Source organism: Sorangium sp. So ce834 (genome assembly GCF_051521425.1).
GTDB classification, from domain to species: Bacteria; Myxococcota_A; Polyangia; order Polyangiales; family Polyangiaceae; genus Sorangium; species Sorangium cellulosum_D.
In genome coordinates this window covers 7080138-7093040 of the sequence record NZ_CP150351.1, presented here as the reverse complement: position 1 = coordinate 7093040, position 12903 = coordinate 7080138, and the positions used below count along the sequence as shown (strand labels likewise).

Annotated in this window: 12 protein-coding genes; 4 read left to right on the top strand and 8 right to left on the bottom strand. The window is 72.9% G+C overall.

All coding sequences use genetic code 11. The annotated features are described in order from the left end of the window. Nucleotides 1–305 precede the first annotated feature (305 nt). Nucleotides 306–1721, bottom strand: a complete 1416-nt coding sequence (locus tag WMF20_RS25410) for a hypothetical protein (RefSeq protein WP_437604537.1) — start codon at nucleotides 1719–1721, stop codon at nucleotides 306–308. A gap of 137 nt (nucleotides 1722–1858) precedes the next feature. Between WMF20_RS25410 and WMF20_RS25405 the strand changes: the two genes are divergently transcribed. Beyond that, nucleotides 1859–2704: an MBL fold metallo-hydrolase gene (locus WMF20_RS25405; RefSeq protein WP_129576832.1), complete on the top strand. Its 846-nt coding sequence runs from the start codon at nucleotides 1859–1861 to the stop codon at nucleotides 2702–2704. Between the two features lie 55 nt (nucleotides 2705–2759). Here WMF20_RS25405 and WMF20_RS25400 read toward each other — a convergent pair whose 3' ends face one another. Continuing rightward, nucleotides 2760–3470: a DUF192 domain-containing protein gene (locus tag WMF20_RS25400; protein ID WP_437604536.1), complete on the bottom strand. Its 711-nt coding sequence runs from the start codon at nucleotides 3468–3470 to the stop codon at nucleotides 2760–2762. Between the two features lie 66 nt (nucleotides 3471–3536). Between WMF20_RS25400 and WMF20_RS25395 the strand changes: the two genes are divergently transcribed. Next, nucleotides 3537–4340: a peptidylprolyl isomerase gene (locus tag WMF20_RS25395; RefSeq protein WP_437604535.1), complete on the top strand. Its 804-nt coding sequence runs from the start codon at nucleotides 3537–3539 to the stop codon at nucleotides 4338–4340. 78 nt (nucleotides 4341–4418) lie between these two features. On the opposite strand, the gene WMF20_RS25390 is transcribed toward WMF20_RS25395, so the two are convergent. Further along, entirely contained in the window at nucleotides 4419–5396 is a 978-nt protein-coding gene (locus tag WMF20_RS25390; RefSeq protein ID WP_437604534.1) for a lamin tail domain-containing protein, read from the bottom strand. A gap of 145 nt (nucleotides 5397–5541) precedes the next feature. Here WMF20_RS25390 and WMF20_RS25385 point away from each other — a divergent pair, with 145 nt between their 5' ends. Further along, entirely contained in the window at nucleotides 5542–6090 is a 549-nt protein-coding gene (locus WMF20_RS25385; RefSeq protein ID WP_129576830.1) for a hypothetical protein, read from the top strand. Continuing rightward, on the top strand, nucleotides 6081–7760 hold the full coding sequence (locus tag WMF20_RS25380; RefSeq protein WP_437604533.1) for a MopE-related protein: 1680 nt from the start codon (nucleotides 6081–6083) through the stop codon (nucleotides 7758–7760). The genes WMF20_RS25385 and WMF20_RS25380 overlap by 10 nt, the downstream gene beginning before the upstream one ends. Nucleotides 7761–7818: 58 nt before the next feature. Here WMF20_RS25380 and WMF20_RS25375 read toward each other — a convergent pair whose 3' ends face one another. From WMF20_RS25375 to WMF20_RS25355, 5 genes are all read right to left on the bottom strand, one after another. Continuing rightward, the gene (locus WMF20_RS25375) at nucleotides 7819–8838 is read right to left on the bottom strand and encodes a hydroxymethylglutaryl-CoA lyase (protein ID WP_437604532.1); all 1020 of its coding nucleotides are present in this window, start codon (nucleotides 8836–8838) and stop codon (nucleotides 7819–7821) included. Beyond that, complete coding sequence (purF, locus tag WMF20_RS25370; RefSeq protein WP_129576827.1) at nucleotides 8835–10274, bottom strand: amidophosphoribosyltransferase; 1440 nt, start codon at nucleotides 10272–10274, stop codon at nucleotides 8835–8837. The genes WMF20_RS25375 and purF overlap by 4 nt, the downstream gene beginning before the upstream one ends. Before the next feature lie 263 nt (nucleotides 10275–10537). Further along, on the bottom strand, nucleotides 10538–11221 hold the full coding sequence (locus tag WMF20_RS25365; RefSeq protein ID WP_437604531.1) for a hypothetical protein: 684 nt from the start codon (nucleotides 11219–11221) through the stop codon (nucleotides 10538–10540). 118 nt (nucleotides 11222–11339) lie between these two features. Next, complete coding sequence (locus WMF20_RS25360) at nucleotides 11340–11813, bottom strand: cyclic nucleotide-binding domain-containing protein (RefSeq protein ID WP_061621876.1); 474 nt, start codon at nucleotides 11811–11813, stop codon at nucleotides 11340–11342. A 67-nt stretch (nucleotides 11814–11880) separates the two neighbouring features. Then, entirely contained in the window at nucleotides 11881–12900 is a 1020-nt protein-coding gene (locus tag WMF20_RS25355; RefSeq protein WP_437604530.1) for an energy transducer TonB, read from the bottom strand. Between the last annotated feature and the right edge of the window lie 3 nt (nucleotides 12901–12903).

Genomic DNA, 12903 nt, shown 5'->3' with positions numbered 1-12903 from the left:
CTCGTCGAGCGCGGGCGCCGCGCTTCGCGCGCTCTCCGCCGTGGTCCGTCGCGCCAGATCGTCCTCGACACCGACCTTCGTCCTTCGCCTTCCTCCTTCATCGCCCCTCGCCGTGCCCGGACGGAGCCACCCGCCGGGGGCGGCGACGCCCGCGCGCGGCGCTCAGGCGTACATGAAGAGAACCGCCCTGGCCCACGGCCCCGGGAGACTCCGAATTGAAAAATTCTCCTCTTGGCGTACTTGGCGCCTCGGCGGTGCTCTTTCCCGGCTTCCGGCCGCCGTGCGCCTCGATCTCCGCTTCCGCGCTACAGCCGGAGCTTGCAGCGGAGGATCGCGCTCGGATTGACCCGCGCGGCGGTCAGTCGGCTCGCGCGGGCGTCGACGCGCACCTGGACCGCCACCGAGCCCGCGAGCGTGCGGCTCACCAGATCGCGCGCGAGCAGGCCCACGGCGCCGGTCAGGTGCGCCATCGCAGCGGAGCCGGCCAGCAGCGAGCACGGGATGGATCCGGATAGATCCATCCCGATCGAGGCGTCCGCGCCGTCGCGCTGGATCGTCCCCGTGCCCTTGAGCTTCAGCGCGCCGGCGGCGACCTCCACCCCGTTCAGCGCGATGCGCCGGCGGTCGCCCGAGATGTGCGCGTCCGCCGTGACGGTGGTGGTGTCGCCGAAGAGGAGCCCGTCGAGCTCCCTGGGATGAGGCAGGGTGAAGCCCTTCACCGTGAGCGCGATCGGACCCTCGAGCGGCGCCTCGGACAGGGCCGTCCGGTCCGCCCCGGCCGCGAGCCGCAGCTCGAACGTGCCGGAGACCACCATCGTCGAGGCGCCGACGTCCACGCCGAGGAGCGCGCCCACGGCGGCGAGCTGCGTCGGCGCGAGCTCGATCGAGGCGCTCGGCGAGGGCCGCGGCCGGAGCTCGGCCCGGAGCGGCGCGGCGGCGGCGTCCTCGCCGCCGAAGCCGAGGGAGATGGAGGCCGCGCCGATCGACCAGGCGACGTCGGTGCGCGCCACCTCCTTGCCGGCGACAAGCACGCGCGCCTGCTTCAGGACGCCGGCCTCCAGCCCCGGCGCGCCCGGCGGCGGCGCCGCGGCGCCCTGGACCGAGCCGGCCGAGCGCCGCACGAGCGAGGCGTCAGCCAGCGCGAGCACCTCCGGCCCCCCGTCGCGATCCCGCAGGCCGAGGCGGACGCGGCCCGTGGTGAGCGGCAGCGACGCCGCGCGCGGGCCGTGCTGCGCGACCCACGCTGGCAGGCCCTCCAGGGCGTCGATCCCCGCGACGGTGAGCTCGACCCCATCCGCCGCGATCCCGGCGGGCGAGAGCCCGCGCAGCGCGATCGTGGTGCGCGCCACCGTGCCCGAGAGCCCGCGCACCCCGAGCAGGGAGAAGCGCGCGTCGCGCAGGCGGACCGCGCCGAGGCCGACGTCGATCGCGCCCGGATCCAGCGCGACGCCGCGCGCGCGGGCCTCGGCGACGATGTGCCGGCGGAGCGCGGGCGGACCGAGCACGAGGAGCGCGGCGACGGCCGCCGCCACGGCGGCGATGGCGACGAGCGCCGCGATCAGGGCGCGGCGGCGCCGCCTTCCGCGCGGCGCGACGCCGGGGGCGGCGGGCGCGGCGCCGTCGCCGGGGGCGGCGGGCGCGACGCCGTCGCCGGGGGCACGCGGCGCGGCGAGCGGCGCCTCCGCGGGGGTGTCAGGGGAGGGGCGGGAGGTGGGCACCACGACGTGGGATCCCTCTAGCGTCGTTCCAGCGCGCTCGCGAGCGCTTCGCGCGGCTCAGCGCGCTTGCGGCCAGGCCCTCGGCTGCGCTACGGGTCACAGGAGCCGTCCGTCGTCGTTCCCGTTCCGCGGAGCCCGGTATGAAGATCACCATCGTCGCGAGCGGGAGCGGAGGCAACGCCACCCTGTTCTCTTCCCGGGGCACGCGGGTCCTCGTGGACGCGGGCGTCGGGCCCCGGGTGCTGGAGCAATGCCTCTCCGCGGCGGGCGCGGGCGGCCCGCTCGGCTGGGCCCCCGACGCGATCGTGATCACGCACGCGCACGCCGACCACGTCGGCGTGGCCGCCAAGTACAACAAGAAGCACAAGATCCCGATCTACGCCTCGGAGGCGACCGCCCGCGCCGCGGAGCTCGGCGACCCGGAGCGCGTCCGGAGCTTCTCGCCGCGCGAGCCGTTCGCGATCGGCGCGCTCACCCTCTCGCCGAGGCCGCTGCCGCACGACGCGGCGCAGGTCGCGCTCGTCGTCGACGACGGGGCGCGGCGCGCCGCGCTCGTGACGGACCTCGGGGAGGTCCCGCCGGGGCTCCTCGAGCACGTCGCCGGCTGCGACGTGCTGCTGCTCGAGTCGAACTACGACGCCGACATGCTCGAGGCCGGCCCGTACCCGCAGCACCTCAAGCGCAGGATCCGCTCGGCGCGGGGCCACCTGTCGAACGCGCAGGCGTGCGCGCTGCTCGCGGCGCTGCCCGGCGGCACGCACACGGTCGCGCTGATGCACCTGTCCGAGGTCAACAACCGCCCGGATCTCGCCCTCGACGCCGCCCGCGACGCGCTCCTCGGCAAGCGCGCGCGCCTGCTCGCCGCGCCGCCGCGGGGGCCGCTCGTCCTCGACGCCGCGCCGCCGGCCCCGCCGCCCGGCGCGGCGCGCTCGGCGCTCGGCCCGCCGGCGCCCCCGCGCCAGCTCGGCCTGTTCCCGGGGATGTAGCGCCGCGCGCGCGCCGGCCGAGGCGACGCCGCCCCGCCCCCCGCGCGGGCGAGCGTCAGATCCCCTCGAGCCGGACCTTCTGGCCCGCGCGGACGCCGTGGCGCCGCGCCCAGCCGGCGTTCAGCTCGAGGACGTACGTCGAGGGGCAGCCGACGTCGAAGGTCGAGTCGTTGAGCGTCGGGGTGTTCTCCTCGATACCGACGATCGTTCCATCGCCGTCGATGAACAGCATGTCGAGCGGGATGCAGGTGTTGTGCATCCAGAACGAGTGTTGGGTCCGCTGCTGGAAGACGAAGATCATCCCGCGGTTCTCCGCCATGCTCTTCCGGTACATGAGCCCGCGGGCGCGCTCCCTCTCCTTCCGCGCGATCTCGACGAGGACGTCGGGCGCCTGGGCGTCGAGGAAGATCACCTTGCCGGTCGCGAGCTGGAACGGGCCGGTCGGGTCCTCGGGGCACGCCGGATCCGGGCCGGCCTTCGGGGTCGGCCGCTCCGGCGCGTCCGGGGTCGGCTCGATGCAGCGGCCCGCGGCCGTCGCCTCGGCGACGGCGGGCGGCGCCTCGGCGACGGCGGGCGGCGCCTCGGCCGAGCGGGGCGCCGCCACCTCGCCGCGGGGCGCGACCTGGAGCGGCTCGTCGACGCGGCGCTCGCACGCGCCGAGGGCGGCCGCGAGCATCAGCGCGCCCAGGGCGGGCGCGAGCGGGGCGAGCGAGGCGAGCGAGGCGAGCGAGAACGGACGGGTCGCGAGGGCGCAGCGCGAGCTCATGCCGCTTCCTACCACGGCGAGGCTCGCCCTTGACCGCTGGACCGCGACGCGCGAAACCGTCCCCCGATGATCGCTCGAACCCTCGCCATGCAGCCCGTCGCCGCGCTCGCCGCGCTGGCGGTCCTCGCCGGATGTTCGAAGACCCCGGAGCCCACGGCCGAAGAGTCGCCGAAGACGAAGGCGACGACGACGCCGGCGTCGACGGGGGCGGCCGGCAGCAAGACGGAGAAGACCGAGAAGGAGCGCCCCCCGCCGCAGCGGCGCAAGGTCTCGGCGAAGCCGGTCGCCGAGGTCAAGCCCAGCGAGGACGACCCGGTGAAGGGCAAGTGGACGCTCGAGGACGCGACCAAGGGACTCCCGCCGGGCAAGGCGCTGACCGCGTCGATCGAGACCGACCTCGGCACGCTGTCCTGCAAGCTGTTCGACGACAAGGCGCCGATCACGGTCGCCAACTTCGTCGGCCTGGCGCGCGGGATCAGGCCCTGGAAGACGCCCGAGGGCAAATGGGAGAAGAAGCCCGCCTACGACGGGACGATCTTCCACCGCATCATCCAGGGATTCATGATCCAGGGCGGCGACGCGAAGAAGAACGGCACCGGCGAGGCCGGCTACGTGATCCCCGACGAGATCTGGGAGGACGGCAGCCACGACCGCCCGGGCCTCCTGTGCATGGCGAACCGCGGCAAGAACACGAACTCCGCGCAGTTCTTCATCACCGACGCGCCGGCGTTCCACCTCGACAACGGCTACACCATCTTCGGCGAGTGCGGGCCCGAGGAGCTCGTCCACAAGCTCGCCGGCGTCGAGGTCAAGGGCGAGCGCCCCGTCAACCCGCCGGTCATCAAGAAGGTGACGATCACCCGGCAGTGAGCGCGCCCCGGCGCTCGCCGCGCCGAGCTCGCGCCCCCGCCGCGCCGCGGCGCGGGGCCGAGCCCGGAGGGGAGGTGGCTACTCGCAGTCGTTCTCCTCGCCGGGCGAGGGCGAGGTCGACACGGTGAAGCTGACGTCGAGCCACTCGCTCGTCTCGTCGTGCCCGCTGATGCCGTTGCCCTCGGTCAAGAGCTCGCCGACCTCGCGATCGTTACATCGGACGATGCTCTCCCCGCTGCCGTGCGCCGCGGCCGGTCGCTGGCTGTTGCGCGAGGTGTCGTCGGCATAGCCGGTCTTCCCCGTCTTGTACGCCATCGCCGAGTTCCCCAGCTCCGCGCCCCAGATGACGTAGTCCACGTCCTTGAGCGGGCTGCCCTCGGTGCCGTCCCACTCGAAGAGGATCACCATCTCCCCACCGTCGGTGAGCAGCGCGCCGGCCTGCGCGCCGAGGGCGCCGTTCGTGGGCGCGATCATGGGCGGCACGTCGTCGCCCCCGCAGGGGATGGGCGACTCGTCAAGCGCGAAGTCGGCGCACCGATTGTACTCGAGCTCGAACGCCTCGTCGCTCGCGAGCACGAGGCGCGCCCCCGCCTCGATCACGGTTCCGGGAGGGAACTGGACGAGGAAGTCCGTCCCTGCGCTGCCGACCGGGGCCCAGGCTTTCCCCTCGGTGATGGCATAATAAACGGCGTTGTCCGAAAGGTAGTAGTTGGTGAGGTCGACCGGCGCGTCGGTCGGGTTCCAGATCTCGACGAACTCGGCCGCTCCTGGCCGGACGACGACCTCCGAGATCAGCAGGTGGTCGGCGGGCTCGCCGACGACCCCGCCGCCGCCGCCGCCCTCGCCGCCGCCGCCGCCCTCGCCGCCGCCCCCGCCCTCGCCGCCGCCGCCGCCCTCGCCGCCGCCCCCGCCCTCGCCGGCGCTGCTCGAGGTGGTGCTGGAAGAGCTCGCCCCGCCTCCTCCGGCCGCGTCGTCACCGCCGCAAGCCATGAGGTGGGCGAGCGTCAGAGGGGAAGCTGCGAGGAGCGCGATACTGAGCAGGTTGCGTTTGTGCATTGTTGAGAGATACATCAGAGCGCCGGCCAACAGGCAAGTGGGATTGCAGCCTGGGGGAAACGATCCACCTCTCGCGACCGCGTCAGGACGCTGCCCGCGCTGCCAAAGGCATGGCAGGCGCGCGTGGAATCGATAGCATGGCGCCATGCGACGCTGCTCCTCGCTCTTCCTGACACTCCTCTGCGTGCCGCTCCCTGGTCTGGGTCTCGCCGTCGGTTGCGGACAAACCGTCATCGTGGACGATCCGTCCGCGGAAGGCGGGGGCGGCCAGGCCGGCGCGCCCCCCGTTCCGGGCGTCGGGGGCGGCGGCGCCGACGCGGGCCCGGACCCGCTCGAGGAGTACGAGGACCCCGGCTGTCCCGACATGGGGCCGCCGATCACCGATTTCGCGTGCGATCCCTACGATCAGTCGAGCGGCTTTTGCGCGCCCGGAGAGGGGTGCTTCATCTACGTGCAGTATCCGAGCGAGCCGTGCGGGCAGGAGATCTACGGCGCCTTCTGCGCGCCGGCCGGCCCCGGCGGACAGGGCGATCCGTGCAGCGGCGGCGGCCAGTGCGGCGCCGGGTTCGCCTGTGTCGTGACCGGCTCGGGCACGCAGTGCGTGGAGCTCTGCGCGCTCAGCGGCGACGACAGCTGCGCTCCGGGGCTCGTGTGCGAGCCGATCGACGTGGAAGGGATGGGCGGATGCCTGTGACGACGCGCTCCGTGGGTCCGCGCGCGCATCGGAGGACGGCCCTCGCGCTGGTCCTGCTCGGGGTCGCCGCCGGCGGCGCCGCGCTCTCGGGGGGGTGCGGGGCGCGGACGGGGCTGAACATCCCGCCGCCCGCGCCGGAGTGCGAGGTCGACGCCGACTGCCCCGGCGCCAAGGATCTCTGCAACCCGGTGATCTGCCAGCTGTTCGAGGCGGGGCAGCCCGAGGGCGGCGCGGCGCCTTCGCCCGAGGGCGGGGCCGGCGGCGCCGCCCCCCGGCGCGGCGGGACGTGCGTCTCCCTGACGCCGGTCGACTGCGACGACGGCGATCCGTGCACCCGCGACACCTGCGAGAGCGCGACCGGGCTGTGCAGCTACGGGCCGTCGACGCTCGATCTCGACGGCGACGGTTTCCGCGCGCCGCTGCCCGGCACGATCCCCGGCGAGCCGCTCGCGTGCGGCGACGACTGCGACGACTCGAACGCCGCGGCCCACCCCGGCGGGAGGGAGATCTGCGACGGGGTCGACAACGACTGTGACGGCACGGTCGACAACGGGGCGCGCTTCGTGCCGCGCGACCTGGACGCGATCCGCATCTCGGGCGACATCGCGCCGGCCGGCGCGGGCGGCCTGTCCTGGAGCGGGACGTCGTACGCGGCGCTCTACACCGGCACCGCGCGGGGCTTCAACGTGTACCGCTCGATGATCAGCGCCGGCGGGGAGCCGCTCGCGCCCGGCGAGGAGATCATCACCCCGAAGAACGGCGACGCCTCCGGCGGGCCGATCGTGTGGGTCGGCGATCGGTACGGCGCCGCCTGGCAGGACCGGCGCGACGGCGACTACGAGGTGTACTTTTCCTTGCTCGACGAGAACGGCGAGAAGGTCGAGGGCGGCGATCGGCGGCTCTCGAACGCGCCCGGCTTCTCGGTCAACGTGTCGCTCGCGTGGAACGACGCGGAGTTCATCCCCGTCTGGCAGGACGAGCGCAACGGCGCCTTCGACCTGTTCGCCCAGCGCATCGACGTCGACGGCAACCTGATAGGCGACAACGTCCAGCTCACCGACGGATCCAGCGGCTTCGACAACGAGGCGCCCTCCGTGGCGGCGGGCCGGAGCGGCATCGGCGTCGCGTGGTCGGCGGGCGACGCGGTCACGCATTTCATCCAGTTCCAGACGTTCGACGCCGAGCTCCGGCCGAGCTCGACGCTCGTGACGCTGACGAACGGCGACACCGACGCGGTCTATCCGACGGTGGTGTGGAACCGCGATCGCTACGTCATCGCGTGGTACGACAAATCGGCGAGCCCCAAGGCGATCTACGCCGCCGCGGTCTCGGAGGACGGCGAGATCCTCATCCGGCCGAGGGCCATCTCGAACCCGGGCCCCTTCCGCTCCCGGTACCCGTTCCTGCGCCCGCTCGGCGATCGGCTGCTCGCGATCTACTCGGACGATCGCGACCAGAACGACGGCTACGAGCTCTACGCGGTCACGGTGAACGCGGATCTCGTGCCGATCAGCGACGAGCAGCGGCTCACCTTCGCGCGCCGCGACAGCATCGGCCCGGTCGCCACGTTCGGGCCGGACGGAGACGTGGGCATCCTCTTCCGAGACGATCGCGAGGGCGGCGAGCACCACGTCTTCTTCACCCGGCTCGAGTGCAAGGCGGGCGACTGACGACCCGGCGGCCGAGCGCGCCGCGGCGCTCGGCCTCGGGCTGAGCGCCGCGGCGCGCTCAGCCCCGGGTCGGCAGGCGGCGCAGCCGGAACGGGCCGGCGCGGTGGACCTTGCCCGGCAGCGGGCGGCCGATGACCTGCTCGGCGACGTTGCCCGCCTCGATGATCTTGTCGAGATCGACGCCGGTCCGGACGCCCATCCCGTGGAGCATGAACACGAGATCCTCCGTCGCCATGTTGCCGGCCGCGCCCGGCGCGTAGGGACAGCCGCCCACGCCCGCCACCGACGCGTCGAAGTCGCGCACGCCGAGCTCCAGGCCGACCAGGATGTTCGCGAGCGCCGTGCCCCGCGTGTCGTGCAGGTGCAGCGCGAACCGCTCGGGCGGCATCGCGTCCAGGAAGCGGCGGACGATGTCGTGGGTCTGCCGCGGGGTGCCGACGCCGATCGTGTCGCCGAGCGAGACCTGGTAGCACCCGAGCTCGATGAGCCGCTCCGCGATGCGCACGACGCGGGCGGGATCGACGTCGCCCTCGTACGGGCAGCCCCACACGGTCGAGACGTACGCGCGCACGGCGACGCCCGCCTCGCGCGCCGGCGGGACGATCTCCGAGAACACCGAGAGCGTGTCGTCGATCGACTTGTTGACGTTGGCGCGGTTGTGCGCCTCGCTCGCGCTCAGGAAGACCGCGATCTCGCGAAGGCCCACCGCGAGCGCCCGCTCGAGGCCGCGCGCGTTCGGGCACAGGGCGCTGAAGGTCACGCCCGGCTCGGTCGCGATCGTCCTCGCGAGCTCCTCGGCGTCGGCGAGCTGCGGCACCCACTTCGGCGAGACGAAGCTCGTGATCTCGATCCGGCGGAGGCCGGCGGCGACGAGCGCCGCGATGAGCCGCCGCTTGCCCTCGATCGGGATCATCGCCGCCTCGTTCTGGAGGCCGTCCCGCGGGCTCACCTCGTAGATCGAGACCTCGTCGGCGACGCGCGCGAAGAGCGGCGCGGACGCGGCGCCGCCCGCGCTCGGGCGCTCGGCCGAGCCCTCGGTCGCCGGCGGACCCTCGGCGAAGGGGCGGGGCAGCGTCAACCGCTCACCATCCGGAGCTGCCGGCTCGGCGCGGCCGGCGTGAAGGGGATCGGGTAGCTGCCGGAGAAGCACGCGTGGCAGTAGCTGTCCGCCGACGGCCGCGCGGCCGCGGGGTCGCCCTCGCGCGCCTCGATCGATCGCACGCCCTCGACCAGGCCCTCCAGCGACAGGTACCCGACGCTGTCGGCCGTCAGGTAGCTGCAGATCTCGTCCACGGAGTGGCTCGAGGCGATGAGCTCCGATCGCGTCGGCGTGTCGACGCCGTAGTAGCAGGGCCAGCGCGTGGGCGGGCTCGAGATGCGGACGTGCACCTCGCGGGCGCCCGCGTCGCGGATCATCTTGACGATCTTGCGGCTCGTCGTCCCGCGGACGATCGAGTCGTCGACGACGACGACCCGCTTGCCCTCGATCACCGCCCGGTTCGGGTTGAGCTTGAGCCGGACGCCGAAGTGCCGGATCGACTGCTGCGGCTCGATGAACGTGCGGCCGACGTAGTGGCTGCGGATGAGCCCCATCTCGAACGGGGCGCGCGCGCGGTCGGCGAAGCCGATCGCCGCCGGCACGCCCGAGTCGGGCACGGGGATCACGACCAGATCGTCGCCCGTCTCCACCGGCTGCTCGATGGCCAGGCGCCGGCCGAACGCCTTGCGGACCTCGTAGACGCTCACGCCCTGGATCGTCGAGTCGGGGCGGGCGAAGTAGACGTGCTCGAAGATGCAGAGCTTGCGCGGCTCCGGCGCGAAGGGGAACTCGGAGCGGACCCCGTCCGCGTTGATGATCACCATCTCGCCCGGCGCGACGTCGCGCACCTTGCGCGCGCCGATCAGATCGAACGCCGTCGACTCGCTGGCGACCACGTGGGCGACGCCGCTGCCGCTCGGCATCTCGCCGAGGCAGAGCGGCCGGATCGCGCGCGGGTCGCGCACGGCGATGAGCTCCCGCTCGGTCAGGAAGAGCAGCGAGTAGGCGCCCTCCACCTGCTTCAGCGCCTCGGCGATGCGCTGGCGCACGTCGTCCTTCTTGCTCATCGCGATGAGGTGGACGATCGACTCGGTGTCGCTCGCGGTCTGGTAGATCGAGCCGCGCGCCTCCAGCTGCTCGCGCAGGGTCTCGTGGTTCGTGAGGTTGCCGTTGTGCGCGACCGCGAGCGAGCCGCGCGCGTAGTCGACGCCGAGCGGTTGCGCGTTCTTCAGGTGCGAGCCGCCCGCGGTGGAGTAGCGGACGTGGCCGATGGCGCGGTCGCCGGGCAGCGACGCGAGATCGGACGGCGCGAAGCCGGACTGCACCCGCCCCATGGCGCGGTGGCCGTAGAGGCGCTCCCCGTCGCTGCTGACGATCCCCGCAGATTCCTGCCCTCGATGCTGGAGCGCGTGCAAACCGAGGTAGGTCATGTTGGCCGCCTCGGGGTGGCCAAAGATTCCGAACACACCGCACATGCCGCCTATCTAGTACGAAAACGGGGCATGACCCACCATCATGGCGATCTGTCGTCATGATGAGGCGGCCGAGCGCCGGCGCCGGGCCGGAGGCCGGCACCGGCGCGCGCTCCGGAGCGGGCTGGCCCGGAGGGCGATCGTGCCTGAAATGTAAGCAGTTTAACGAATTTGCGGCGGGCGCGGGGCGCTAGGCGCGCCGGAGCGCAAGGAATTCCGCTGCTGGAGGAGGAGGACGGCGGTTCAAGGCAACCGGACGACTCCCGTTATTTAGGGATGTTCCAGAGTTTCTCGATGATCTTGGTTTCCATGGCATCGCCGTGGCAGGTGCCGCACTCCATGTCCTCCTTGTTCGCCCGCGCGAGCTTGTTTTGGTACTCCTCCTCCATGAACGCCTGCAGGGCCTTCTTGTCCTTGCGGTTCAGGACGTGCTCGTTCCCGGCGTGACAGCTGTCGCAGAAGAGGGTGCCGCCGCTCTCGCTGCGGAGGGGCACCACGAAGTTGCGCCACATCTCGCGGGCGACCTTCATGTCGCGCGTCTCTTTCTTGAAGTCGCCCTCGGCGTGGCAGCCCTCGCAGGTGTCGTAGCCGAGCGCCTTCTGGAGCAGCGGCATCACCTTCTTCTTCTGCGCCGTCGGGAGCTTCTCGAGCGCGGGGATCTTCTTGAGGTTGATCCCGATCTTCTTCAGATCTGCCTCGAACTTGGTCGCCTGGATCGGCGTCGACTTGGCGGGCGCCGCGTCCTTCTCGCCCTCGTCGGCCTCCGCCGTCTTCTCCGCCTTGGCGGGCTTTTCGCTCTTCGCGTCGGCGGTCGCGTCGCCCTCGCTCGGGAGCGTCTCCCCGTCGAAGTCGTTCTTGTCGGCCGCCGTCTCGGGCGGCGGCGTGGCGGAGCCACATGCTCCTGCGAAGGCGCCCATCCAGAGCGCGAGGGCGAGCGCTGCGTGCTTCATCCTGGCTGCCATACTCCTCCAAAGGAACCGTTGATCGTGAGCAGAACGCCGCTGCCCGTGCAGCAGGGCGCGCCGCCCGGGGCGCGCTCGCACGGTCGCCGGGCGATCGGGCCGCACTCTACTCGAATTTGCCCGAAACGGAGAGGAACGTGAGCTTGTTGTTGGTCTCGCGGAGCCGCTGGACGAGCATCCGGACGACGTTCCAGAGGACCTCGTACGCGAGCTCTTTGTGCAAGAAGAGCAGATCCTCGAACGCGTCCTTCGACACGGTGAGCAGCCGGCAGCGCTCGTGCACGCGCGCGTCGGCGGAGCGCGGGGCCTCGTCGAGCAGCGCCATCTCGCCGAACACCGCGCCCGGGCCGAGCACCGCGAGCGCTTCCTCGCCGATCCCGGCGATCTCGCGGCTGATCCGGACCTTGCCTTCGAGCAGGATGTAGAGCTTGTCGCCCGGATCGCCGTGCTCGAAGATCTTGGTGCCGAGGGCGTGCGTTTCCTCGCTCGCGACGCGCGAGATGAGCTCGAGCGCGGCCGGGGTGAGGCCCTTGAACAGGGGGACCTTGGAGAGCTGCTCGATCCGTTCGGGGACGATCACAAGCTGTCGCGGAGAATAGCCGAGGCGCCGGCCGCGAAGCGAATTTTCCGGGAGCCCTCGCGACGCGCTAGCGCGTGAAGTTCACCGTGATGGGCGGGGTCGTGCCGGTGATCGGGGAGCCCGCGCGATCCTTTGGGGGCGAGTAGCGCCGGCTGAGCGCGCACATGCGCGCGGCGCGACCGAAACCGTGGCCGGGCTCACTGACGACCTTGACGGACAGCGGGCTGCCGTCGGGGCGCACCGTGACCATGAGGACGACCTTCGCCTGATCGATCTGATCGACGTCGGCCTCCGGAGGGAAAGGGCAGTTCCAGCTGCTGCTGCCGACCAGGCCGGCCGGGGCCGAGAGGTCCGGGCCCACGACGGCCGGCGGCGGCGGGACCGGGGCGCCCGTGCCCTTGCCGCCGACGACGCCGCCGACCTTGGCGTTCGGGTTGAACGTGGGGGACTTGGCCGTGCCCGCGCCGGCCACCTGGCCGTAGCCGACGCCCTGCCCCTCGCCGCTCGCGATCCCGCGGTCGGTCATGTCGAGGACCTCGTCCGGATCCGGCTCGCGCGTGAGGACCTTCGCCGCCTCGGCGGCGGCGGGGGGCGGATCGTAGGGGTCGTCCTTGGGCGGCGGCGTGTTCGCCTGCGGAGGCGGCGGGGCCTTCACGACGGGCTGGGGCTCCGGCTCGGGCTCGGGCGGCGGCTCGGGCTCGGGCGGCTTGGGCTCCTCGGCCTTCGGCGGCGCGACGTCGACCTCGTAGATCGCCCAGAGGTAGTCGTGGATGCCGGCGCGCATCTCCTCGACCATGTGCCGCATGTCGCGCAGCGACCCCGAGACGATCGCCCGGGCGGACGCCGCGCTGTGGCTGGTGAGCGCCAGCGTGACCCCGAGGAAGGCGCCGACGCGCGAGGCGCGGTCCCCGAGCCCGAGCACCGCGGCGAGCGGATCCGCGGCGCGCCGCCGATCGCCGGGGTGACCCGCGCCCGGCGCGCCGAGGGCGTTGGGGGGCTCCTTGGCGTCCCCGGGGTCGGGGCGCTCGTCGCGGCGGCGCCCGTCGTGGAGCGCCCCCGCGGCGCGATGGCTCGTGACCTGGCTCATAAG